Origin of the sequence: Dongia deserti, from assembly GCF_003574735.1 — a bacterium.
GTDB classification, from domain to species: domain Bacteria; phylum Pseudomonadota; class Alphaproteobacteria; order Dongiales; family Dongiaceae; genus Dongia_A; species Dongia_A deserti.
In genome coordinates this window covers 243551-266059 of record NZ_QORW01000006.1, presented here as the reverse complement: position 1 = coordinate 266059, position 22509 = coordinate 243551, and the positions used below count along the sequence as shown (strand labels likewise).

Annotated in this window: 22 protein-coding genes; 9 read left to right on the top strand and 13 right to left on the bottom strand. The window is 64.3% G+C overall.

The genetic code is table 11. The features are described 5' to 3' along the window. The first annotated feature begins 14 nt into the window (after positions 1 to 14). The 3 genes from DTX69_RS11710 to DTX69_RS11700 all read left to right on the top strand — a co-directional run bounded on the left by DTX69_RS11710 (position 15) and on the right by DTX69_RS11700 (position 1861). The gene (locus DTX69_RS11710) at positions 15 to 368 is read left to right on the top strand and encodes a hypothetical protein (RefSeq protein WP_162917103.1); all 354 of its coding nucleotides are present in this window, start codon (positions 15 to 17) and stop codon (positions 366 to 368) included. Positions 369 to 392: 24 nt separating this feature from the next. After that, positions 393 to 1112: a DUF599 domain-containing protein gene (locus DTX69_RS11705; protein WP_119301709.1), complete on the top strand. Its 720-nt coding sequence runs from the start codon at positions 393 to 395 to the stop codon at positions 1110 to 1112. A gap of 116 nt (positions 1113 to 1228) precedes the next feature. Next, positions 1229 to 1861 carry a sulfotransferase family protein gene (locus DTX69_RS11700; protein WP_119301708.1) on the top strand — a complete coding sequence of 211 codons (633 nt, stop codon included), beginning with the start codon at positions 1229 to 1231 and terminating at the stop codon, positions 1859 to 1861. Positions 1862 to 1867: 6 nt separating this feature from the next. Here DTX69_RS11700 and DTX69_RS11695 read toward each other — a convergent pair whose 3' ends face one another. The 8 genes from DTX69_RS11695 to DTX69_RS11660 form a co-directional block, all read right to left on the bottom strand. Next, on the bottom strand, positions 1868 to 2683 hold the full coding sequence (locus DTX69_RS11695; protein ID WP_119301707.1) for a ferritin-like domain-containing protein: 816 nt from the start codon (positions 2681 to 2683) through the stop codon (positions 1868 to 1870). A 144-nt stretch (positions 2684 to 2827) separates the two neighbouring features. Further along, positions 2828 to 3241 (bottom strand): F0F1 ATP synthase subunit epsilon, encoded by a 414-nt coding sequence (locus DTX69_RS11690; protein ID WP_119301706.1) that lies wholly within the window; start codon positions 3239 to 3241, stop codon positions 2828 to 2830. Positions 3242 to 3257: 16 nt separating this feature from the next. Continuing rightward, positions 3258 to 3674: an NUDIX hydrolase gene (locus DTX69_RS11685; RefSeq protein WP_119301705.1), complete on the bottom strand. Its 417-nt coding sequence runs from the start codon at positions 3672 to 3674 to the stop codon at positions 3258 to 3260. A 12-nt stretch (positions 3675 to 3686) separates the two neighbouring features. Next, positions 3687 to 5105, bottom strand: coding sequence for a F0F1 ATP synthase subunit beta (gene atpD / locus DTX69_RS11680; RefSeq protein ID WP_119301704.1), 1419 nt, complete (start codon positions 5103 to 5105; stop codon positions 3687 to 3689). Positions 5106 to 5133: 28 nt separating this feature from the next. Further along, positions 5134 to 6018: a F0F1 ATP synthase subunit gamma gene (locus DTX69_RS11675; protein WP_119301703.1), complete on the bottom strand. Its 885-nt coding sequence runs from the start codon at positions 6016 to 6018 to the stop codon at positions 5134 to 5136. An 18-nt stretch (positions 6019 to 6036) separates the two neighbouring features. Further along, positions 6037 to 7566 carry a F0F1 ATP synthase subunit alpha gene (gene atpA / locus DTX69_RS11670; protein WP_119301702.1) on the bottom strand — a complete coding sequence of 510 codons (1530 nt, stop codon included), beginning with the start codon at positions 7564 to 7566 and terminating at the stop codon, positions 6037 to 6039. Continuing rightward, positions 7566 to 8126, bottom strand: a complete 561-nt coding sequence (locus DTX69_RS11665; RefSeq protein WP_119301701.1) for a F0F1 ATP synthase subunit delta — start codon at positions 8124 to 8126, stop codon at positions 7566 to 7568. Before DTX69_RS11665 ends, atpA begins: the two co-directional genes overlap by 1 nt. A 404-nt stretch (positions 8127 to 8530) precedes the next feature. Beyond that, entirely contained in the window at positions 8531 to 10729 is a 2199-nt protein-coding gene (locus DTX69_RS11660; protein ID WP_119301700.1) for a primosomal protein N', read from the bottom strand. A 115-nt stretch (positions 10730 to 10844) separates the two neighbouring features. Between DTX69_RS11660 and fsa the strand changes: the two genes are divergently transcribed. Genes fsa through DTX69_RS11630 form a run of 6 tightly spaced genes read left to right on the top strand, consistent with a single transcriptional unit; the run spans position 10845 to position 15176 of the window. Beyond that, on the top strand, positions 10845 to 11501 hold the full coding sequence (fsa, locus tag DTX69_RS11655) for a fructose-6-phosphate aldolase (protein WP_119301699.1): 657 nt from the start codon (positions 10845 to 10847) through the stop codon (positions 11499 to 11501). A 14-nt stretch (positions 11502 to 11515) separates the two neighbouring features. Next, positions 11516 to 12238 (top strand): DUF484 family protein, encoded by a 723-nt coding sequence (locus DTX69_RS11650; protein WP_119301698.1) that lies wholly within the window; start codon positions 11516 to 11518, stop codon positions 12236 to 12238. Then, positions 12214 to 13197, top strand: a complete 984-nt coding sequence (locus tag DTX69_RS11645; protein ID WP_284735708.1) for a tyrosine recombinase XerC — start codon at positions 12214 to 12216, stop codon at positions 13195 to 13197. Before DTX69_RS11650 ends, DTX69_RS11645 begins: the two co-directional genes overlap by 25 nt. A gap of 6 nt (positions 13198 to 13203) precedes the next feature. Then, on the top strand, positions 13204 to 13680 hold the full coding sequence (locus tag DTX69_RS11640) for a GNAT family N-acetyltransferase (protein WP_119301696.1): 477 nt from the start codon (positions 13204 to 13206) through the stop codon (positions 13678 to 13680). Further along, entirely contained in the window at positions 13563 to 14663 is a 1101-nt protein-coding gene (locus DTX69_RS11635; RefSeq protein ID WP_322090888.1) for a glycoside hydrolase family 5 protein, read from the top strand. Before DTX69_RS11640 ends, DTX69_RS11635 begins: the two co-directional genes overlap by 118 nt. 3 nt (positions 14664 to 14666) lie before the next feature. After that, positions 14667 to 15176: an AAA family ATPase gene (locus DTX69_RS11630; protein WP_119301694.1), complete on the top strand. Its 510-nt coding sequence runs from the start codon at positions 14667 to 14669 to the stop codon at positions 15174 to 15176. Between the two features lie 2 nt (positions 15177 to 15178). Here the strand turns inward: DTX69_RS11630 and lpdA are convergent, their stop codons facing one another. The 5 genes from lpdA to sucD all read right to left on the bottom strand — a co-directional run bounded on the left by lpdA (position 15179) and on the right by sucD (position 22506). Further along, entirely contained in the window at positions 15179 to 16585 is a 1407-nt protein-coding gene (gene lpdA / locus DTX69_RS11625) for a dihydrolipoyl dehydrogenase (protein WP_119301693.1), read from the bottom strand. Between the two features lie 19 nt (positions 16586 to 16604). Beyond that, positions 16605 to 17300: a peptidase C39 family protein gene (locus DTX69_RS11620; RefSeq protein WP_162917101.1), complete on the bottom strand. Its 696-nt coding sequence runs from the start codon at positions 17298 to 17300 to the stop codon at positions 16605 to 16607. A gap of 2 nt (positions 17301 to 17302) precedes the next feature. Next, positions 17303 to 18595, bottom strand: a complete 1293-nt coding sequence (odhB, locus tag DTX69_RS11615; protein ID WP_119301691.1) for a 2-oxoglutarate dehydrogenase complex dihydrolipoyllysine-residue succinyltransferase — start codon at positions 18593 to 18595, stop codon at positions 17303 to 17305. A 10-nt stretch (positions 18596 to 18605) separates the two neighbouring features. Continuing rightward, positions 18606 to 21509 (bottom strand): 2-oxoglutarate dehydrogenase E1 component, encoded by a 2904-nt coding sequence (locus DTX69_RS11610; RefSeq protein WP_119301690.1) that lies wholly within the window; start codon positions 21507 to 21509, stop codon positions 18606 to 18608. Positions 21510 to 21630: 121 nt separating this feature from the next. After that, the gene (gene sucD, locus DTX69_RS11605; RefSeq protein WP_119301689.1) at positions 21631 to 22506 is read right to left on the bottom strand and encodes a succinate--CoA ligase subunit alpha; all 876 of its coding nucleotides are present in this window, start codon (positions 22504 to 22506) and stop codon (positions 21631 to 21633) included. Positions 22507 to 22509 lie beyond the last annotated feature (3 nt).

Genomic DNA, 22509 nt, shown 5'->3' with positions numbered 1-22509 from the left:
GACCGGGGGAGTTCATGACCTCTTACACGATGGGGTACCAGCAAGTTCGCGGGGCGGAGCGGCGGCGCGACCGACGTCTGCCATTGCCGATCTTCACGGTGCGGCTGGACGGCGTCGCCTACCAGACCATGAATTGGTCCTTGGGCGGCCTGCTGATCGAAGGCTACGCGGGCGAGCGCGCGGCGGGCGACGCCGTGCAGATCGATATCAAGGCCAGGGACAACACCGCCGACTTCCGCATGCGGATCGCGGTCAAGGTGATCCGAGTTGTGCCCGGCAAAAGCATCGCCCTGCAGTTCGACGCGATGAGTCCGGAGATCTACGAGTTCTTTGAGCGCTGCTTCGCCGACCGCTTCAAGCGGCGCTGATCTCGACGATGTAGCGCGCCTGCGATGATCTTCAACGCAAGTGCACTGGACGTCCTGGCGCTGGCTCTGTTCTTCGCGGCCATCGTCGCCTATTCGCGTTATGCCGATCACAGTGGCGACCGGCTGCTCAATGCCCGAATGCGCGAGATTCGGACCCGCTGGATGCGGCGCTATCTGGCGCGCGAGGATCGGGTGCTGGATTCGATCCTCACCGGCCATTCCATCAATTCGATCGCCCTGTTCAGCTCGGCCACGCTGTTGATCGTGGTGGCGCTGCTTGGCGTGCTCGGCAATACCGACATGGCCTACCGGCTCGCGACCCAAAGCAGCTTCGTTGCGCACACCACCGTCGAGCTGTTCCAGATCAAGCTGATCGGGCTGGTGTGCGTGTTCATCTACGGCTTCTATCGCTTCACCTGGGCACTGCTGCAATACAACTACTATCTGGCACTGCTGGGCTCGGCGCCGCTCAAGGATCAACTGACTGACGCGATGATCGAGCAGATGGGAAACCAGATGTCGGTCGTGCTGAACAGCGCCGTCACCAATTTCCACAGCGGCTTCCGCACCTACTACTATGCCCTCGCCTGGGTCGGCTGGTTCTTTCACCCCCTGTTCTTCATGGGCGCGACAGCGTTCGTGACCTTTGTGTTGGTCTATCGGCAGATCGCCTCGCCCGCCGCCGGCGCAATCAAGGGCTATGCGGCCCTGCTGCATGAGGTCGATCGCGACCTGAAGGGCTGATCACTTCGACCGGTGTCGCAGATTTGTTTCTGTGCCGGATGGCAATTTGTGTCATAGCGTCCACGTGCTGATGGTCATCCCGGCTCGAGGGCCCGCCGGGTTTTTGGGATGAGCATATGACGGACGGCAAGGTTTTCTGTATCGGCTGGGCCAAGACGGGCACGACGACGCTCGGTTCCTGTCTGGAAATTCTAGGTTACAAGCATCAGGGTCAAGATCTTGACCTCGTTTACAATGTCAGAGACGGCAACCTTGACCGCATCTTCTCGGTTGTCGACCAGTTTGATGTGTTCGAAGACTGGCCATGGATCCTGCTCTACAAGGAGCTCGACCAACGCTACCCCAACAGCAAATTCATCCTGACCGTGCGGGACATCGAACGGTGGTGGCGGAGCTACGAGAACCACATCAGCACGCGCGGCGCCCGTCCCCGTCCCGACATCGTGGAAATCCGCAAGATCATTTATGGCTTTGAGGAAGACCTTCAGCACAGGCAGGCCTATGTCGACCGCTACTTGCGGCATAACGACGAGGTCCTGCGCTACTTTGCCGGGCGCCCGAACGATCTTCTGGTCATGAATTGGGAGAACGGTGACGGCTGGCCTAAGCTGTGCCGGTTCCTGGGCAAGCCCGTGCCCAACCAACCGCTGCCCCACGCCAACGTTGGGCGCTATCAACCCTGGCACAAGCGGCTGCGCCATCTGCTCCGCCGGACGGTGGTCCGGAATCGGCTGCGGCCGGCGTCCTGACCTGGTTTAGGCGTTGATGGCCTCGAGGCGCCGGAGGCGGACCTGCATGAACCAGCAGGCGAGCGTGGTCAGCCAGCGATTGAGCCGGCCGGTGGGCGCAAGGCCGCTCGCCTTCAGCGCCATGGCGATGCCGCGCTCCACGTGGTGCCGGCGATAGACCGCATAGGCCCGGCGCGCATAGGCCCGGGCGAAGCGCGAGCGGTCATACTTCTCATCCGGATGGTTGGCGGCGAAATAGGCGTAGGCGAGCTCGTCATCCTCCGATTCGCCAAGCCGCTGCAGCGTCACCTTCAAGCGCCTCCAGCCGTTGAGGCCTTCGCGATCCAGGTAGCGCCGCAGGTTGCTATAGAAGAGCTTGTAGTGCCTGAGCTCATCCGCCGCGATGTTGCGGCAGATCTCCTTCAGCACGGGCTCGTCCGTCGCCTCCCGAAGCGCCGCGTAGTAGGAGGAGGTTCCGGTCTCCACGATGCAGCGCGCCACCAGCTCTCCGGCCCGCGAACCGCGCACTGATTCCTCGGCATCAATGTCGATGGAATAGCCGTCGGTGAAACGTTTGAAGGCCGTTGCGAAATCGAAGCTGGGGTCGGCCAGCTTTGCCCACCGGGCAAGGGCCTGCCCGTGCTGCACTTCCTCCTGCGCCCATTCGGCAGCGACGGCCTGGAACTCCGGGTCGTCCGCAAACACCCGGTTGAGATAGGTCGCGTAGTCCCCGCCGTTGAATTCCACCATGGCGGCGGCCTTCACCAGCTTTACGAATTCCGGATCGACCCGCGCGGGGTCGAACTGATTCCAGGGAATCTGCTCCAGCGTCCAGTGCTTCATGGTCGTCGGTGCGTTACCACTCAGTTGACATAGCCGGCTCCTCTCCCCTCAGGATGCCAGCCGAACATGGGGATGGCCCGGAGGTTAGGCGAGGCGTGCCACTCTGACAAGCATGTGACAGGAAGCCCGTCTCAAGCCGGCAGGTCAGTAAACAACCACGTCGACCGCTTGTAACCGGGCCTCGGCGACTTCCAGGGTCTTCATTGCCTCTTTCCGGGTCTCGTCGTCCTTGGCGTCCTCGACATCCTCTCGGGCGTCCTGGATGGCCTGCAGAGCCTGGTCACGCTGGATTTCCGCGACCGGGAGCGCATGCTCGGCCAGAACCGTGCAGCCGGCGCCGGTGACCTCGGCGAAGCCGCCCTCGACGAAAATGCGGTCCGTCACCTTGCCGCCTTGGAACACCGAGATCACCCCGGGCCGGACGGTGGAGATGAGGCGCGCGTGGCCCGGCAGGACGCCGAAGTCACCCTCGGTGCCCGGCACCACCACCGACTCGACATCCGCGGAGAACAGCAAGCGCTCCGGCGAGACCAGCTCGAATTTGACCGTATCCGGCATCTTCCATCCTTCCCACCTAGCCCAGCCGGGAAACCCAATCCCGGATCGAGCGGCGATACCCTTCCGGCATGTTCAACCCCGCGATCTCGGCCGGGGCGAACAGGCCCAGTTCCTTATGTTCATTGCTGAGCCGGAGTTTTCGCTCAGCCATCGGCAGGACGCCGAAGGTCACGATCAGCACCGCGCGGGTCGGAAGCACCGGATAGCGCCAGCAATCGATGAGATCGCCGATCTCGGCCTCGATTCCCAGCTCCTCCTCCAGTTCCCGCTTCAGGCAGGGAACCGGATCTTCCCCCGCTTCCAGCCGGCCGCCGGGCAGCTCCCACTCGTCGCGCTCGTTCTTGAGGAGAACAACCTTGGCGCCGACCAGGCAGACACCCTTGATGGAGACCGGCCAAACTGGCGACGTGCCCTGTCCGCCCGTCGCCGTCATGGCAAGCCCGGCTTACGCCGCCTCCGCCATCTTCTGCGCCTTGGCGACCGCTTCCTCGATCGTGCCCACCATGTAGAAGGCCGACTCGGGCAGGTCGTCATAGTCGCCGTTCACGATGCCCTTGAAGCCCTTGATGGTGTCCTCGAGCTTCACGAGCGCGCCCGGCGTGCCGGTGAAGACCTCGGCCACGTGGAACGGCTGCGACAGGAAGCGCTGGATCTTGCGGGCGCGGGCGACGACCAGTTTGTCCTCTTCGGACAGCTCGTCCATGCCCAGAATGGCGATGATGTCCTGCAGCGACTTGTAGGTCTGCAGCACGCGCTGCACCTCGCGCGCCACCTTGTAGTGCTCTTCGCCGACGACGCGCGGATCGAGGATGCGCGAGGTCGAGTCGAGCGGGTCGACCGCCGGGAAGATGCCGAGCTCGGCGATCTGGCGCGACAGCACAGTGGTCGCATCCAGGTGCGAGAACGAGGTGGCGGGCGCCGGGTCGGTCAAGTCGTCGGCGGGCACGTAGATGGCCTGCACCGAGGTGATCGAGCCCTTCTTGGTGGTGGTGATGCGCTCCTGCAGCACGCCCATGTCGGTGGCAAGGGTCGGCTGATAACCGACCGCCGAGGGGATGCGGCCCAGCAGCGCCGACACTTCCGAACCCGCCTGGGTGAAGCGGAAGATGTTGTCGATGAAGAACAGCACGTCCTGGCCTTCTTCGTCGCGGAAATACTCCGCCTGGGTGAGGCCGGTCAGGCCGACGCGGGCGCGGGCTCCCGGAGGCTCGTTCATCTGGCCATACACCAGGGCGACCTTGGATTCGCCGTCGAGCTGGATGACCTTCGATTCCATCATCTCGTGATAGAGGTCATTACCCTCGCGCGTGCGCTCGCCGACGCCGGCGAACACCGACACGCCGCCATGCGCCTTCGCAACATTGTTGATCAGCTCCATGATGGTGACCGTCTTGCCGACGCCCGCGCCGCCGAACAGGCCGATCTTGCCGCCCTTCGGATAGGGAGTAAGCAGGTCGATGACCTTGATGCCGGTGACGAGCACCTGCGGCTCGGGCGCCTGGTCGACGAACTCCGGCGCCGGGCGGTGGATCGGATAGCTGGTCTTGGCCTTGACCGGCCCGCGCTCGTCCACCGGCTCGCCGATCACGTTGATGATGCGGCCCAGTACCTCGCGGCCGACCGGCACGGTGATGCCGGCGCCGGTGTCGACTGCTTCCTGGCCGCGGACCAGACCGTCGGTCGTGTCCATCGCGATGGTGCGGACGGTGCTCTCGCCCAGATGCTGCGCGACCTCGAGCACCAGGAGCTTGCCGTGGTTCTGCACATGCAGCGCGTTCAGAATCGCCGGCAGGTCGCCCACGAACTGCACGTCGACGACGGCGCCCATCACTTGCGTGATCTTGCCGACCAGGTTCTTGGCCATCGATCTCTCCTTCAATCCGTCCGTGATCTCACAGCGCCTCGGCGCCGGAGATGATTTCGATCAGTTCCTTGGTGATGTACGCTTGGCGCGTGCGATTGTAAGTGATGCTCATGCGGTTGATCATCTCGCCCGCATTGCGGGTCGCGCTGTCCATCGCCGACATCCGGGCGCCCTGTTCGCTGGCCGCGTTCTCCAGCAGCGCGCGATAGATCTGCATGCCGATGTTGCGCGGCAGCAGATCTGCCAGGATCGCATCCTCCTCCGGCTCGTATTCATAGCTCGCGAGCTCGGGATCGGCATCCTCGTTGGCAGCACCCGCAGGCGCGAACGGGATCAGCTGCTGCGTGGTCACGATCTGCGTGATGGCCGATTTGAACTTGTTGTAGATGATCGTGCAGATGTCGAACTCGCCGCGGTCGAACATGTGGCGGATGCGCTGCGCGATCTTATCGGCCTCGTCATAGTTGAGGCGCGGTTTGCCCACACCCTCGATCGTGCCGATGATCTCGTTGGCGAATTCGCGGCGCAGCTGGTCGCGGCCCTTGCGGCCCACGCACAGGATCTTCAGCGTCTTGCCGTCGCGCCGCAGTTCGCGCGCCAATCGGCGCGCCTGGCGCACGATGGACGAGTTGAAGGCGCCGCACAGGCCGCGGTCGGAGGTCATCACCACAATCAGGTGGACCTGGTCCTTGCCGGTGCCGGCAAGGAGTGCCGGCGCACTCTCGCGTCTCTGCACGGTCGAGGCGACCGAGGCCAGCACGCGCTCCATGCGCTCGGCATAGGGACGCGCGGCTTCCGCCTGCCCCTGCGCGCGGCGCAACTTCGCCGCCGACACCATCTTCATGGCGGAGGTGATCTTCTGCGTGTTCTTCACGCTGTTGATGCGGACCTTGAGGTCCTTGAGGCTTGGCATGCCTTAGGGCCCTTCAGATCAGGCGAACGACTTCACGAACGCAGTCAGGACGTTGTTCAGCTTGTCCTCGGTCGCCTTGACGATCTCGCGCTCCTTGCGGATCGACTCCAGCACATCGGCATGCTTGGCGCGCACCTCGTTGAGGAACGCCGCCTCGAAGCGGTTCACATCCTCGACCTTGATGGTGTCGAGATACCCGCGGACACCGGCGAAGATCGAAACCACCTGCTCCTCGACCGGCATCGGCTGGAACTGGCCTTGCTTCAAGAGCTCCGTCAGGCGCGCGCCGCGCGCCAGCAGCTTCTGCGTGGCGGCATCGAGATCCGAGGCGAACTGCGCGAAGGCCGCCATCTCGCGGTACTGCGCGAGCTCCAGCTTGATGCGGCCCGCAACCTGCTTCATCGCCTTGATCTGAGCGGCGGATCCGACGCGGCTGACCGACAGACCGACGTTAATCGCCGGACGGATACCGCGATAGAACAGGCCGGTCTCCAGGAAGATCTGGCCATCGGTAATGGAAATCACGTTGGTCGGAATGTAGGCCGACACGTCGCCGGCCTGCGTTTCGATCACCGGCAGGGCGGTCAGCGAGCCCGCGCCATGCTGATCGTTCATCTTCGCCGCGCGCTCCAGCAGGCGGGAGTGCAGGTAGAACACGTCGCCCGGATAGGCCTCGCGTCCCGGCGGACGGCGCAGCAGCAGCGACATCTGACGATAGGCGACGGCCTGCTTGGAGAGGTCATCATAGAAGATGACAGCGTGCATGCCGTTGTCGCGGAAGAACTCGCCCATCGAGGCGCCGGTGTAGGGCGCGAGGAACTGCAGCGGCGCGGGTTCGGACGCGGTGGCGGCGATCACGATCGAATATTCGAGCGCGCCGGCATCTTCCAGCAACTTCACGATCTGCGCGACAGTGGAACGCTTCTGGCCGACCGCGACATAGACGCAGTACAGCTTCTTCGATTCATCGCCCGACGCGTTGATGGTCTTCTGGTTGATGATGGTGTCGATAATGACTGCCGTCTTGCCGGTCTGACGGTCGCCGATGATGAGCTCGCGCTGGCCGCGTCCGATCGGCACCAGGCTGTCGATCGCCTTGAGACCGGTTTGCATCGGCTCGTGCACCGACTTGCGCGGGACGATGCCCGGAGCCTTCACCTCCACGCGCTGGCGCTTCACGTCGGTCAGCGGGCCCTTGCCATCGATCGGGTTGCCGAGCGCATCGACCACGCGGCCCAGTAGGCCCTTGCCCACCGGCACGTCGACGATGGCGCCGGTGCGCTTGACGGTATCGCCTTCCTTGATCGTACGGTCATCGCCGAAGATCACGACGCCGACATTGTCGGTCTCGAGGTTGAGGGCCATGCCGCGGATGCCGCCCGGGAACTCGACCATTTCGCCGGCCTGCACCTTGTCCAGGCCATAGACGCGGGCCACACCGTCGCCCACGGAGAGCACGGTGCCGACTTCGGTGACATCAGCCTCGGTGCCGAAATTCTCGATCTGCTGTTTCAGAATGGCAGAGATTTCGGCGGCGCGGATTTCCATTATCCAACCCCTTTCATCGCGAGCTGCAGCTTCTGCAGCTTCGTTTTCACGGATCCATCGATCATGCGGCTGCCGACGCGGACGATCAGTCCGCCGAGCAGGCTGGGATCGACCTTCATGTCGATCGAGACCTTGCCGCCGACCACACGTTTGATTGCTTCAACGACGGCCGACTTCTGCGTGTCAGTCAGAGCGTGGGCGGCGGTCACTTCCGCCGCCACCTCGCCGCGCTTGTCGGCCAGCATCTTCTGGAATGACTTGATGATCGCGGGTAGCGCGAACAGGCGCCGCTTGGCGGCGATCAGCCCGACGAAGCGCTGGGTCAGATCGTCGAAATCGGCTGCCTTGGCCACGGCCGCGATCGCGCGCGACTGGTCAGCGCGATCCATCAAGGGACTTGTAATCAGTTTCTGGAGGTCGCTGCTCTCGGCGATCATGTGGCTAAGTGCGACGAGATCCGCCGATACAGCGTCGAGCCCGCGCTTTTCTTCCGCCAGTTCGAGCAGCGCCGCGGCATAACGCTGCGCCAGCCCGCCGTGCTCTGATATCTGGGCCGCCAAATCCGCCCCCTGCCCTGCTCTGCGGTCGCCGGCTTGAGGTGCCGCCGATCCAGCTCAACCATTGAAACGATTTGATGAAATCGCGTGGAAACCGCGACCAACGCCGCGGCGCCGGACCCGTCCAGCCAACACCACAGCTGCCCATCGCAGCTTGTCCCGGCCGCGAAAAGCGTGCGGTGTGTAACACAGGAAGCAGGGGTGCGCAACAGCACCGGGGCAAGGTGCCGCACCCCTGGTCAAGGGTTTGAAACATTTGCGCAAAGTGGCCCGGCAGAGCCGACGATTTGAGCCTGTGTCTACGTCGTCTGACGACCGGGATCCGTCAGCTAAACTGCCCCTTCGGCCGATGGGACAACCATGCGGACGCCACCCCGCCCCTTTCAACGGGCCGCAGATCGCCTGGGCTACATGAAGCTGTAGGGATCGATGTCGATTTCGAGCGCCAGGTCGCCACGCGTTTTCACGCCACCCAGCCAGTGGCGCAACACCGGTTGTACCGGAACGTCACGGCGCACCTTCACCAGAAAGCGCCGGCGGTGCCGTCCGCGCAGCAAGGCGAGCGGTGCCGGCGCTGGACCCAGCACATGGATGCCGTCCTGATGCGGCGCCGTGCGCGCGAGATGCTGGCCGAAGCGATCCACTTCGTCCGGATCGCTGCCCGAAATGATCACCGCCGCCAGGCGCCCGAAGGGCGGCATGCCGGCGACCCTGCGTTCCTCCGCCTCGAGCGCATAGAAGCGGTCGCGGTCGCCCGCCTTCAGCGCCTGCATCACCGGGCGGCTGGGATCGTAGGTCTGGATCAGGACGAGACCGGCGAGATCGGCGCGGCCCGCACGGCCTGCGACCTGGTGCAGCAACTGGAAGGTCCGCTCCGCCGCGCGCAAGTCGCCACCGGAGAGGCCGAGATCGGCGTCCACCACCCCGACCAGCGTGAGGTTCGGGAAATGGTGCCCCTTGGCGATGATCTGCGTGCCGATCACCAGATCGACCTCGCGCTGGGCGATCATGCGCAGCAGCTCCGCCGTCTTGGCCGGGCCACTCGCGGTATCGCTGGTGAGGATAAGGCGGGACGCTTCCGGGAAAAGCGCTGCGGCCTCCTCCGCCACGCGCTCCACGCCGGGACCGCAGGCCGCCATTGATCCTTCCGCACCGCAAGCCGGGCACTTGGCCGGCGGCGGCGCCTCGAATCCGCAATGGTGGCACTGCAGGCGTCCGAGATAGCGATGCTCCACCAGCCAGGCGCTGCAGTTGGGGCATTGCAATCGATGCCCGCAGGCGCGGCAGAGAGTGAGCGGCGCGTAGCCACGGCGGTTGAGAAACAACAGCGCCTGTTCCTTGCGCTCCAGCGTGGCGCGGATCGCCTCGCGCAGCGGCGGCGAGAGCCAGGATTGCCGAGGGGGCGGCTCGCGGCGCAGATCGACAAGGCGCACTTCCGGCAATTGCGCGGGCCCGTGCCGATCCGGCAGATGCAGGAAGCGATATCGCCCCATCTCGACATTATGCATGGTCTCCAGCGAGGGCGTGGCGGAGGCGAGGATGACGGGAATCTGCGCCAAGTGCCCGCGCACCACCGCCATGTCGCGCGCCTGATAGACGACTCCATCTTCCTGCTTGAAGGCCTGCTCGTGCTCTTCATCGACGATGATGAGGCCGAGATCGCGAAAGGGGAGGAACAGCGCCGAGCGTGCGCCGACGATCACCTTCGCATCGCCGCGCAGCACCGCGCGCCACGTCAAGCGCCGCTCGAGCCCCGTCAGTTCCGAATGCCATTGCCCCGGCGCCGCGCCGAACCGTTCCATGAATCGCTCCAGCCACTGCGTGGTGAGCGCGATCTCCGGCAGCAGGATCAGCGCCTGCTTGCCGCGCTTGAGGCATGCAGCGATCGCTTCGAAATAGACTTCGGTCTTGCCGGAGCCCGTGACACCATCGAGCAGCGTGACACCGGCATGCGCCTGGATCAGCTCATCAGCGGCCGCGCGCTGCGCAGGCGAAAGCTGCGCGCCGGGCAGATCGGGATCGGGCTGGCCGAACGGCTTGGCGAGCGGTTGCGCGACCACGCGCAACTGCCCAAGCTCGGCCATCTTGGTGAGCACGCCGGCCGTCACGCCGGCTCTCTTCGCCAGATCGCTAGGCAGCATCGACGGAATGTCGGCGAGCGCCTCCAGAACGCGCTGTCGCGATGCTGTCATTTGACCCAGTGATGGATCGCCGACCGCATAGGCCTTGAGGCTGCGCTCGGGCTTGAAGGCGTCGCTGACGCTCATCGCCATCTTGAGGACGGCGCCGGGCGCTGAGAGGCAATAATTCGCCACCCAGTCGATGAAGCGTCGCGAGATCTCCGGCAGCGGCGCTATTTCAAGTCTTGCTTCGATTTGTTTCAGTTTGGCGCGCGGCACATCGTCCTTGGCCTCGCCCCACACCACGCCGAGGATCGACCGGGAGCCGAGGGGCACTTCCACGAAATCCCCGGCCGCAATGTCCATGCCATCCGGCACCAGATAGTCATAGGCACCGCTCAAGGGCAGCGGCAGCAATACCCCGATCCGGCGATCCGTAGCCGCTTCCGTTTCAGGTGGCGTATTGCTGGCGAAGAGCGATGCCATGGGCTAGACTCGGGGCGACGTCCGGGGGTCGATTCGGGACAGCGGCATCGTACCGCGCCACCGCATCCGCCGAAACCTGGATTTGTGACGAATTGCTACGAGTGAAACGACTGCCATGAAATTCTTTCTCGATACCGCAGAGATCAATGATATCCGCGAGCTGGCCGCATCCGGGCTGGTCGACGGCATCACTACCAATCCCTCTCTGGTGCTGAAGTCTGGCCGCCAGTTCGTCGATGTGGTGCGCGAGATCTGCGAGATCGTGCCCGGCCCGGTCAGCGCCGAGGTTATCTCCACCGATCACGAGACCATGCTGGCCGAAGGGCGCAAGCTCGCGAAGATCGCCGCCAATGTCGTGGTGAAAGTGCCGCTGACACCCGATGGCCTGAAGACCTGCAACAAGCTGTCGAAGGAAGGCACCAAGGTCAATGTCACGCTGTGCTTCACGCCGGCGCAGGCGCTGCTGGCGGCAAAATCGGGTGCGGCCTACATCTCGCCCTTCGTCGGCCGGCTGGACGACATCGGCACCGATGGCATGAAGCTGATCGCCGACGTCGTGCAGATCTATCGTGCCTATGCCCACATCAAGACCGAAGTGCTGGTCGCCTCCGTGCGCCATCCGATCCACATCATCGAAGCGGCGAAACTGGGCGCGGATGTCGCGACCATGCCGCCCAGCGTGCTGCGGCAGATGTTCAATCATCCGCTGACGGACAAGGGCCTCGCCGCCTTCCTGGCCGACTGGGCTAAGACCGGTCAGAAGATTCTCTAGCGTACGGGTCTCGCATGGCGGAGCGCACCGAGGAGCTGCAGAAGAAATCGCCGGCCCTGCCGAGTGCGGCCCAGGTGATCGCCTATCTGAGGCGCCATCCCGACTTTCTCTATCGCCATCCGGAGCTGCTGGATCTGCAGGCGCCGCCCGCGCGCCATAGCGATGGTGCCGTCGTCGATCTGCAGCATTTCATGGTGGAGCGCCTGCGCAATGACGTTGCAAAGCTGCGCGCCCACCAGGACGAGATCATCGCCAACAGCCGCGACAACCTCGGCACCCAGGAGCGCATCCACAAGGCGGTCCTGGCGCTGCTGGAAGCCGACACGTTCGAGGAGTTCATCGAGATCATCACCGGCGACCTGGTGCTGCTGCTCGAGGTCGACGTGGTGTGCCTCTGCATCGAGCGCACGGAAGGCTATAATCGCCGCCCGAAGCTGGACGGCCTGGAACTCTTGGAACAGGGTGCGGTCGACCGCATCATGGGCAAAGGGCGGCAGGTCCTGCTGCGCGACGACACGATCGGCGACCCGGAAGTATTTGGCGGCGCCGCGGAGCTGGTGCGCTCCGATGCGTTGGTGCGCCTCAAGCCCAGCAAGGCGGCACCCAATGCCGTGCTCGCCTTCGGCACGCGCCATCCGGGCTACTTCCACCCCGGGCAAGGCACCGAGCTGCTCAGCTTCCTCGGCCGGATTATCGAATTCGGCATCCGCTCGTGGCTGGACCTGCCGCGGCCTTGACGGACGGGGCCGAAGCGGCGGACGGCTTCCGCGCCGCCCCCGATCTGCAGAATGCGCTTGGTCAATGGCTGAGCTGGCTGGCGCATGAGCGGCGCGTGGCCGACCTGACGCGGCAAGCTTACACGCGCGACATCGGCCAGTTCCTCTCCTTCCTCGCCCGCCATCAGGGTGAGCTGCCGCGCCTTGCCAGCCTGGCACAGCTAAGCCGCAGCGATTTCCGCGCCTGGATGGCGGCACGCCAATCGGAGGGGATCGAGGCGCGCTCCCTCGCCCGCGCCTTGAGCGCGCTCAAGAACCTGTTCCGGTTTCTTGCCAAGCGCGGCCTTGCCGCCAATGGCGCCATCACGAGCTTGCGCGCGCCCAAACTGCCGCGCGCGGTTCCCAAGCCGCTGACCGTCGGCGAGGCCATGGACGTGGTGGACGAGGTCGCCTCGCTGCAGGAGGAGGACTGGATCGGCAAGCGCGATGCCGCGATCCTGATGCTGCTCTATGGCGCTGGCCTGCGCATTGGCGAGGCGGTCTCGCTCAATCGCCGCGATTTGCCGATGACTGGCGAGGCGCGCACGCTCACGGTCACCGGCAAGGGGCGCAAGACCCGCATCGTGCCGCTGCTGCCGGAGATCGTGACGGCCGTACGCGATTATCTGAAGGCCTGCCCCTGGGGCGGCACCGGCAGCGATCCCCTCTTCATGGGCGCCAAGGGCGGTCGGCTCAGCCCGCGTCTGGTGCAGAAAGCGATGCAGACCCTGCGCTTGGCGCTCGGGCTGCCGGAGACGGCGACACCCCACGCCCTGCGCCATTCCTTTGCCACTCACCTGCTCGGTGCCGGTGGCGATCTGCGCGCCATCCAGGAACTGCTCGGCCATTCCTCGCTCTCGACCACCCAACGTTACACCGACGTCGATGCGCAGCACCTGTTGCAGGTCTATCAGGCTGCCCACCCCCGCGCTCGGCGCTGAATCCTGATGGCGGCCATCATCCGCCCCCTGACCCCCGCCGACGCCAACGCGGTCGTCGCCATGCACGATTCCTTCATGGCCTATCTGGAGGAGCTGGGTGATCCAGATTCTGCGGTGAAGCACTTCACCACCGAGCGCTATCTCAAGGACGGTTTCGGTCCCGACCCGGCTTTTGCCGGCTACATCGCCGAAGATGAGGGCTCACCCTGCGGCTACCTCCTTTATTGCAAAGGATATAATGTAGACGTCGCGTATCGGCTGTTCTTCATCTGCGACCTGTGGGTGGAACCCGACGCGCGCGGCAAGGGCATCGGCCGCCGCCTGGTGGCGGCTTGCGCGGCGGATTGCCGGAAATGGGGCGGGGAATGGCTGGAATGGTATGTATACCGGCCCAACAAAATGGCGTTCGATTTCTATCGCAAGCTTGGCGCACTGGAGAGCGACGCGCTCGCCGTGATGACGCTCCGCGCCGACGCGCTCTAGGTCGGATCGCGGCACTCCTGTTCCTGCTGCTGCCGGCGTTCGCCGAAGCGCTGGAGGTCCGAGGAAATTCCTTCGTCGAGAACGGACAGAAGGTCATCCTGCGCGGCATTGCGATGGGCGACGTCACCGACCTGCCGTCCGATGTGGATCCCTATCCCGATATCAAGAATGAGTGGCATGCCAATGTGGTGCGCCTCTCCATCCATCCCGGCGCTTGGCGCGACAACAAGGACAAGGCGCTGAGCACGTTGCGGCAGCATGTCGATCAGGCCCGCGCCGCCGGCCTTTACGTCATCATCGACTACCACGTCATCGGATTCCCGGACGGCTATGCACTCGAGTATTTCGACGTCACGGAGCCGGACACCAGGACGACCTATTACGATTCGCGTTTCACCCTGGCGATGGATTTCTGGATGACCGTCGCGCTCCATTATCAGGATCCCGGCATCCTGTTCGAATTGTGGAACGAACCGAGCAGCAACACCGAAGAGGAGGAAGGCGGCGACCTCGCCTACTGGAAGCAATACCGCCCCTATTGGCGCGTACTGACCGACGCGATCCGCGCCAGCGGCAGCAGCAACGTCGTGCTCGTCGCGCCGCCGCTCTGGGCCTTCAACCTGAAGGGCTTGCGCGAGTCCCTGCTGCCGGATGAGAACACCGGCTACGTCTGGCACGTCTACCCCGGCCACTATCCGGAGGAATGGTCCGACACGCTCGACGATCTCGACAAGGAGAAGCCGGTCATCGTGACCGAATGGGGCTTCGAGCCGGACGCCAAGCAGCACTGGTCCGGCACCGCCGGGGATTACGGCACGCCTTTCGCCGACTTCATGGATGCGCGCGAATTGTCATCGACCGCCTGGTGCTGGAACCCCGATTACGGCCCGAGCCTGCGCCGCAAGAACGGCAAGTTGACGGTGTGGGGCCAGTTCGCGAAGGACTATCTCGCGAAGCATGCCACGCAGGAAGCGGCAAATTAGTCCATGCTGATCGTATTCTCAGGATTGCCCGGAACCGGCAAGACCTCCATCGCGCGAGAGTTGGCGCGACGCATCAGAGCGGCATATCTGCGCATTGATACTGTCGAACAGGCGCTTCGAGCCTGTGGGACGCTCGAAGAGATCATGGAAGAAGGGTACGAGACTGCCTATCGCGTGGCGAAGGACAATCTGGAACTAGGCTTGACCGTCATTGCCGATGCAGTCAACGGCGTTGAGATCGCGCGCGAAGCCTGGGCCGGCGTCGCGCAAGCGGCCAGTACATCGCTCATCAACGTCGAGATCATTTGCTCCGACGAGAGGGAACATCGACGCCGCGTGGAAACGCGCTCGTCCGACGTCAGCGGGCTCGTTCTTCCGACTTGGGAAGAAATAAAGAACCGCCACTATCAGCCGTGGAGTCGACCACGTATCAGGATCGATACGGCAGGCCGCCGTGTCGATGACTGCGTTGACGCACTAGAATCTGAACTGGACGCCTTTGGGGCTTCCTAAAATCACACGTGGATCGGCTTGCTCGCGATCACGAGGGCCGCTTCCTTGATCGCTTCGTTCAGCGTCGGGTGCCCATGGAACGCGCGAGCCACATCTTCCGCCGACCCGCCGAATTCCATCGCCATGGAGATCTCGTGGATCAGGGTGCCGGCTTCGGGGCCGAGCACGTGCGCGCCCAACAGGCGGTCGGTGTTGGCGTCGGCCAGCAGCTTTACCATGCCTTCCATGTCGGCGTTGGCCTTGGCACGCGAATTCGCCAGGAAGGGGAACTTGCCGACCTTGTACTGCACGCCGGCGGATTTCAGCTCCTCCTCGGTCTTGCCGACGCTCGCCAGCTCCGGCCAAGTGTAGACGATGTTGGGGCAGGTCTCGTAATTCACGTGCCCGGATTGACCGGCCAGCATCTCCGCGACCGCGACGCCCTCTTCCTCCGCCTTATGCGCGAGCATAGGCCCGTGGATCACGTCGCCGATGGCGTAGATGCCGGGCACGCTGGTCTGGAAATGATCGTCGACCATCACTCGCCCCTTATTGTCGAGCTTCACCCCGACCATCTCCAGCGCCAGCCCATCGACATAGGGCCGCCGGCCGATCGAGACCAGAACGACGTCGCCGGTCAGCTCCTCGGAGGCGCCGCCATTCGCGGGCTCCATCGTCAGCGTCACCTTGCCGTTGGCCTTTTTCGCCGCCGTCACCTTGGTGCCGAGTTTGAATTCCAGGCCCTGCTTGGTGAGCACCTTCTGATACGCCGTGCCGATCTCCGCATCCATGGTGGCGACGATGCGGTCGAGGAACTCGACGACAGTGACCTTGGCGCCGAGGCGCCGCCACACCGAGCCGAGCTCCAGCCCAATCACGCCGCCGCCGATCACGATCAGATGCTCTGGCACCTTCTCCAGCTCCAGCGCGCCAGTGGACGAGACGATCTGCTTCTCGTCGATCTCCACGCCCCTGAGCGGCATCACGTCGGAGCCGGTCGCGATGATGATGTGCTTGGCGCTGACCGTCTCGCCCTTGCCGTTGGCGACGACCTCGATCTTGCCGTCGCCGACCAGGCGGCCGAGGCCCTTGAGGTACGTCACCTTGTTCTTGCGGAACAGGAACTCGATGCCCTTGGTGAAATCGGCGACCACCTTGTCCTTGCGGCCCATCATGGTCTTGAAATCGAGTTCGACCTTGCCGGCCTTGACGCCGTGCTGCGCCAGGTCGTGCGCCGCCATCGCGTATAGATGGGAGGATTGCAGCAACGCCTTGGACGGGATGCAGCCGACGTTGAGACAGGTGCCGCCGAGGGCCCCGCGCTTCTCGACGCAGGCGGTCTTCAAGCCCAGCTGCGCCGCCTTGATAGCGCACACATAGCCGCCCGGGCCGCCGCCGATCACCACCACATCGAATGCCTGTTCCGCCATGTCCGTTCCTTCGTCCTATTCAGCGCCGCCGGAGCAGCACAATGGCGCGTTCCTTCTTGGGCCCGTACGCCGTCATTGCGTGGAATGCGTCGCGCGGCACCACATAGTCCTGCATGGTCCGGCGCGTATTGCCCAGGTTCCTGGATATCCAGGGATCGTTGACCGTCACGTTTTCATCGTCGATCCCGGTCACCACCACCCAGTGGGCGGTCGCGTCCTGGTGGATATAATTCATGCTGACCAGCACGACAGGCAGGGCGCCGCCCTCGATATCTGCACGCAGCTGGTCGATCGACCGCGCGCCGATGCGATAGGGAATCTTCAGACGCTTCATCTCAGCGAGATCGGCCTGCTGCAGCAGGCCCATCACCTTGGCGCGGTCCCTTGTCTTGGCGCGCGAGCCAAGCAAAGTGTTCTTGTGGTTCACCCAAACTTCGACGTCGAAGCCACGACGATGCGCAGCCAGGGCGAGGCCAGTTGCCCCGCAGCCGGCGGGCCCATCGGTACCCATGAAGATGGTGTTGGCCTCGCGCCACAGCAGCAATTCGTGCATGCGCGAGACGTCCGTCTTCGGGTTGAGCGCCTTCATCGCCATCAGCAGCGATGACGGGCCGCAGGTGAAATCCGTCGTCTGGTTGTAGTAGGGAACGCGACCGCGCCGGCCAATTTTGGGCGCCACCTTGCGGACGGCACTCTTGGCCTGCAGCTTCGCCACGATCACAGTTCCAGGATCAGGCGCTGCGGGTCTTCCAGGCATTCCTTGATGCGCACCAGGAAGGTGACGGCCTCGCGTCCGTCGATGATGCGGTGATCGTAGCTGAGCGCCAGATACATCATCGGGCGGATTTCGACCTTGCCGTCGACCGCCATCGGGCGCTGCTGGATCTTGTGCATGCCGAGGATGCCGGATTGCGGCGGGTTCAGGATCGGCGTCGACATCAGCGAGCCATAGACACCGCCGTTCGAGATGGTGAAGGTGCCGCCCTGCAGATCCTCGATCGCAAGCTTGCCGTCGCGGGCGCGCTTGCCGAGTTCGCCGATCTTTGCCTCGATCTGCGGCAGGCTCATCTTGTCCGCGTCGCGCACCACGGGCACGACAAGCCCCTGCTCCGTTCCGACGGCGACGCCGATGTCGTAGTGGTTCTTGTAGATGATGTCGTTGCCGTCGATCTCGCCATTGACGGCAGGGATCTCCTTCAGCGCCTGGATACAGGCTTTCACGAAGAAGCCCATGAAGCCGAGCTTCACCTTGTGGCGCTTCTCGAAGCTCTCCTTGTACTGCTCGCGCAGCGCCATGACCGCGCCCATATCCACCTCGTTGAAGGTGGTGAGCATGGCGGCCGTGTTCTGCGCCTGCTTCAGCCGCTCGGCGATGCGCCGGCGCAGGCGCGTCATCGGCACCCGCTCCTCGCTCGGTGCCAAGGCACGCGGCACGTGCGGGACTTCCGGTTGCGGGGCCGGACGCGTCGCCGGCTGCGGAGCGGGCGGCGCCGGTGAGATCTGCGGCGCGGCGGGTTTCGCCAGATGGGCGGTCACGTCGCCCTTGGTCAGGCGGCCATCCTTGCCCGTGCCGGCAATGGCCGACGGGTCGAGATTATGCTCGCTCACCATCTTGCGCACAGCCGGCGATAGCGTCTCCTCCGCAGCCGTCTTCGCGGCGGGTGCGGCCGGCGCCGCCTGTTGCGGCGGAGTTTGCGGTGCTGCCTGCGCTGCCGGTGCAGGTTTCGGCGGCGCCTCCGGCACCGGCTTGGCGGGAGCGGCTGCTGCGCCCGCACCGTCCACGATCTGCCCGATCACGGCGCCGATCGCCACCACGCTGCCCGCGGGCGCGGTGATCTCGCCCAAGGTGCCCGCCGTCGGCGCATAGAGTTCCTGCGTGACCTTATCGGTCTCCAGCTCTGCCAGAGGCTCGTCGGCTTTTACGGAATCGCCGACGTTCTTCATCCATTTGGCGACCGTTGCCTCGGTCACCGATTCGCCGAGTCCCGGCACAACAACGGGTGTTGGCATTCCTGTTCTCCTATTGCGCCGCGCGCTGCGCAGGCGCCTCGACCACCAGCGCCTCTTCGACCAGCGCCGCTTGTTCCTTCAGGTGCCGCCGCAACAAGCCGGTCGCTGGCGAAGCCGCCGCCGGCCGGCCGGCATAACGCAGCCGCTGCTGCTTCATGCCCATCTCGGCCATCACCGATTCGATCTCGGGCATGACCGTGGTCCAGGCGCCCATGTTCTTCGGCTCCTCCTGGCACCAGACGATCTCCGCATTCGGGAAGCGCGAAAGCTCGGTCTTCAGCGGCTTGTGCGGGAACGGATAGAGCTGTTCGAGGCGCAGGATCTGAACGTCTGTGATCTCGCGCTTCTCGCGCTCCTCATAGAGGTCGTAATAGACTTTGCCGCTACACAGCACCACGCGCCGGATGTCCTTGTCCGCTGCGGTCTTGCCGCTGTCCCACAAAATGCGGTGGAAGCTCGAGCCGGGGCCAAGCTCCGCCAGGGTCGAGACAGCGAGTTTGTGCCGCAGCAGCGATTTCGGCGTCATGACGATCAGCGGCTTGCGGAAATTGCGGTGCATCTGCCGCCTGAGGGCGTGGAAGTAGTTGGCCGGCGTCGTGCAGTTGACGACCTGCATGTTGTCTTCGGCGCACAGCTGCAGATAACGCTCTAGGCGGGCGGAGCTGTGCTCCGGCCCCTGTCCCTCGTAGCCGTGAGGCAGCAGCATGACCAAGCCCGACATGCGCAGCCACTTGGATTCGCCGGAGCTGATGAACTGATCGATGATGACTTGGGCGCCGTTCGCGAAATCGCCGAACTGCGCCTCCCACAGCACGAGCGCCTTCGGATCGGCGAGGCTGAAGCCGTATTCAAAGCCGAGCACGCCGGCTTCGGACAGCGGCGAATTGATGACCTCGAACTCCGACTGCCCCCCCGGTCCGCCCATTGGCGCGATGTTGTTGAGCGGAATGTATTCGCTCTCGTTCTCCTGATCGACCAGGACAGCATGGCGCTGGGAGAAGGTGCCGCGCTTCACGTCCTGGCCCGACAGGCGGACATAGTAGCCGTCCTTCAGCAGCGTGCCGAAGGCGAGCGCTTCGCCGGTCGCCCAGTCGATGCCCTCGCCGGTCTTGAACATCTGCTCCTTCATCGACAATTGTCGCGCGATCTTGCGATTGACGTTGAAGGTCGCAGGGACAGTGGTCAGAGCCTTTCCCACTTCCTGTAATGCTTCCATGCTGGCGTCGGTCGTTCCGCGCCGCTCATCGCCGGAAGCAATGGCAAGGCCGGACCAGGCCCCTTCCAGCCAGTCGGCCTTGTTCGGGCGATAAGCTCCGGCGGCTTCGAACTCCTTCTCCAGCCGGGCCTGAAACTCTTCCGTGATCCGGTCGGCGTTCTCACGCGTCAGCGTGCCCTCTTCCACCAGCTTGTCGGCATAGATCTGCCGGGTGGTGGGATGGGTGCCGATCCTGCGGTACATCAGCGGCTGGGTGAATGCCGGCTCGTCGCTTTCATTGTGGCCGAAGCGGCGATAGCAGAACATGTCGATTACCACATCGCACTTGAATTCCTGGCGGAACTCCATCGCCATACGCGCGGCATGCAGCACCGATTCCGGGTCGTCGCCATTGACGTGGAAGATTGGCGCCTGCACGCCTTTCGCGACGTCCGAGCAATAGGGGCTGGAGCGCGCGGCGGTTGGGCTGGTGGTGAAGCCGATCTGGTTGTTGATGATGAAATGGATGGTACCGCCGGTCTTGTAGCCGTCCAGCTCCGACATATCGAGGGATTCCGGCACCAGGCCCTGGCCGGCGAAGGCCGCATCGCCGTGCAGCAACAGGCCCATCACCTCTTCGCGGCTACGGTCGTTGCGCTGGCGCTGCTTGGCGCGGACCTTGCCCTGCACCACGGTATTGACCGCTTCCAGGTGCGAGGGGTTCGCGGTCAGAGACAGGTGCACCACGCGGCCGTCGAACTCGCGGTCGGCGGAGGTGCCGAGATGGTATTTGACGTCGGCCGAACCCTGGACGTCCTCCGGGTTCGCGGCATTGCCCTGGAACTCGGAGAAGATCGCCGCGAATGGCTTGTTCATGAAGTTGGCGAGCATGTTGAGGCGCCCGCGATGCGCCATGCCGATCACGACCTCCTTGAGGCCGAGCTGACTTCCGCGCTTGATGATCTGCTCCAGCGCCGGGATCATGGATTCGCCGCCATCCAGGCCGAAGCGCTTGGTGCCGGTGTATTTCTTGTCGAGGAATTTCTCGAACATCTCGGCGGCGGTCAGGCGCTCCAGGATCGCGACCTTGCCGCGGTCGGTGAGTTCGCGGTGGTTGCGGCTGCCCTCGATCCGGAGCTGCAGCCATTTGCGCTGGTCCGGATCCTGGATATGCATGTACTCGACGCCGATGCTGCCGCAATAGGTCTGGCGCAGCACATGGACGATCTGGCGCAGCGTCGCGCTCTCGTAGCCCAGGATGTTGTCGATATGGATCTCGCGATCCATGTCGGCCTCGGTGAAGCCGTAGGTGCGGGGGTCGAGGTCGGCGTGCTTGGCGCGCGGCTTCAGATCCAATGGATCAAGGCTGGCTTCCAGATGACCGCGTACGCGATAGGCGCGGATCAGCATCATGACGCGCAGCGAATCGCGGGCAGCCCGCTTCAGGTCCTGCGGCCGCGCCGCGCGGGCAGTCGTCGCTGCCTCGTAATGGCCGTTCCCGTCCCCATCCTCGCGCGCGATCTCCACTGCGCGCTCCCGCGGCGCCCAGGAGGCGCCGCGAATGTCGTTCAAGACGATCTCGCTCTCGTCCTGCAGGTCGGAGAAGAACTTACGCCAGGACGGATCGACCGAGTTCGGCTGCTCCAGATACCGGGCGTAGAGCTCTTCGATGAACGGTGCGTTGGGACCGGAGAGGAAGGTCGACGGAATGGTGCTCATGCGTCGCTCGTTTCAGGGGACCGCGATCGGGCGACGGCCCATCATTCAGCCGATTCCGGGGAGCGAGCCGTCCGCGCCCGATCGCCGCGAACCTTGGCCCACTTCCGTCTCAATCCCCTTTTTACCGCCCCATTGCCTTCAGCATAGCCGAGCCGAGGCTGGCGGGCGATTCGGCCACATGGATGCCTGCGGACTTCATGGCCTCGATCTTGTCGCCGGCGCCACCCTTGCCCCCGGAGATGATCGCGCCCGCATGACCCATCCGGCGGCCCGGAGGCGCCGTGACGCCGGCGATGAAACCCACCACAGGCTTCTTGCGCTTCTCGCGCCTCAGAAACTCGGCCGCGTCCTCCTCGGCCGTGCCGCCGATTTCGCCGATCATAACAATCCCTTGGGTCTCATCGTCCCCCAGGAACATTGCCAAACAATCAACAAAGTTGGTGCCGTTAACCGGATCGCCGCCGATGCCGATGCAAGTGGTCTGGCCGAGCCCGGCGGCCGTGGTCTGGGCCACCGCCTCATAGGTAAGCGTGCCGGAGCGCGAGACAATACCGATCCGCCCGCGTTTATGGATATGGCCCGGCATGATGCCGATCTTGCATTCGCCTGGCGTGATGACGCCGGGACAGTTCGGCCCGACCAGGCGGCTACGGGAACCCGAGAGCGCCCGCTTCACCTTGACCATGTCCAGGACCGGGATGCCTTCGGTGATGCAGACCACCAGCTCGATGCCGGCGTCGATCGCTTCCACGATCGCATCGGCCGCGAACGGCGGTGGCACATAGATGGCGCTGGCCGTCGCGCCGGTCTTGGCAACCGCGTCGGCGACGGTGTCGAACACCGGCAGATCGAGATGCGTGGTGCCGCCTTTACCGGGCGTGACACCACCGACCATCTTTGTGCCGTAGGCGATCGCCTGTTCCGAATGGAAGGTGCCCTGCGAGCCGGTGAAGCCCTGGCAGATCACCTTGGTGTCCTTGTTGACGAGTACCGCCATGGC

Bases quoted from the DNA above. Each gene is read 5' to 3' on its own strand.
- DTX69_RS11710 (WP_162917103.1), top strand. From the start codon at position 15: ATGACCTCTTACACGATGGGGTACCAGCAAGTTCGCGGGGCGGAGCGG.
- DTX69_RS11705 (WP_119301709.1), top strand. From the start codon at position 393: ATGATCTTCAACGCAAGTGCACTGGACGTCCTGGCGCTGGCTCTGTTC.
- DTX69_RS11700 (WP_119301708.1), top strand. From the start codon at position 1,229: ATGACGGACGGCAAGGTTTTCTGTATCGGCTGGGCCAAGACGGGCACG.
- DTX69_RS11695 (WP_119301707.1), bottom strand. From the start codon at position 2,683: ATGAAGCACTGGACGCTGGAGCAGATTCCCTGGAATCAGTTCGACCCC.
- DTX69_RS11690 (WP_119301706.1), bottom strand. From the start codon at position 3,241: ATGCCGGATACGGTCAAATTCGAGCTGGTCTCGCCGGAGCGCTTGCTG.
- DTX69_RS11685 (WP_119301705.1), bottom strand. From the start codon at position 3,674: ATGACGGCGACGGGCGGACAGGGCACGTCGCCAGTTTGGCCGGTCTCC.
- atpD (WP_119301704.1), bottom strand. From the start codon at position 5,105: ATGGCCAAGAACCTGGTCGGCAAGATCACGCAAGTGATGGGCGCCGTC.
- DTX69_RS11675 (WP_119301703.1), bottom strand. From the start codon at position 6,018: ATGCCAAGCCTCAAGGACCTCAAGGTCCGCATCAACAGCGTGAAGAAC.
- atpA (WP_119301702.1), bottom strand. From the start codon at position 7,566: ATGGAAATCCGCGCCGCCGAAATCTCTGCCATTCTGAAACAGCAGATC.
- DTX69_RS11660 (WP_119301700.1), bottom strand. From the start codon at position 10,729: ATGGCATCGCTCTTCGCCAGCAATACGCCACCTGAAACGGAAGCGGCT.
- fsa (WP_119301699.1), top strand. From the start codon at position 10,845: ATGAAATTCTTTCTCGATACCGCAGAGATCAATGATATCCGCGAGCTG.
- DTX69_RS11650 (WP_119301698.1), top strand. From the start codon at position 11,516: ATGGCGGAGCGCACCGAGGAGCTGCAGAAGAAATCGCCGGCCCTGCCG.
- DTX69_RS11640 (WP_119301696.1), top strand. From the start codon at position 13,204: ATGGCGGCCATCATCCGCCCCCTGACCCCCGCCGACGCCAACGCGGTC.
- DTX69_RS11635 (WP_322090888.1), top strand. From the start codon at position 13,563: ATGGCTGGAATGGTATGTATACCGGCCCAACAAAATGGCGTTCGATTT.
- DTX69_RS11630 (WP_119301694.1), top strand. From the start codon at position 14,667: ATGCTGATCGTATTCTCAGGATTGCCCGGAACCGGCAAGACCTCCATC.
- lpdA (WP_119301693.1), bottom strand. From the start codon at position 16,585: ATGGCGGAACAGGCATTCGATGTGGTGGTGATCGGCGGCGGCCCGGGC.
- odhB (WP_119301691.1), bottom strand. From the start codon at position 18,595: ATGCCAACACCCGTTGTTGTGCCGGGACTCGGCGAATCGGTGACCGAG.
- DTX69_RS11610 (WP_119301690.1), bottom strand. From the start codon at position 21,509: ATGAGCACCATTCCGTCGACCTTCCTCTCCGGTCCCAACGCACCGTTC.
- sucD (WP_119301689.1), bottom strand. From the start codon at position 22,506: ATGGCGGTACTCGTCAACAAGGACACCAAGGTGATCTGCCAGGGCTTC.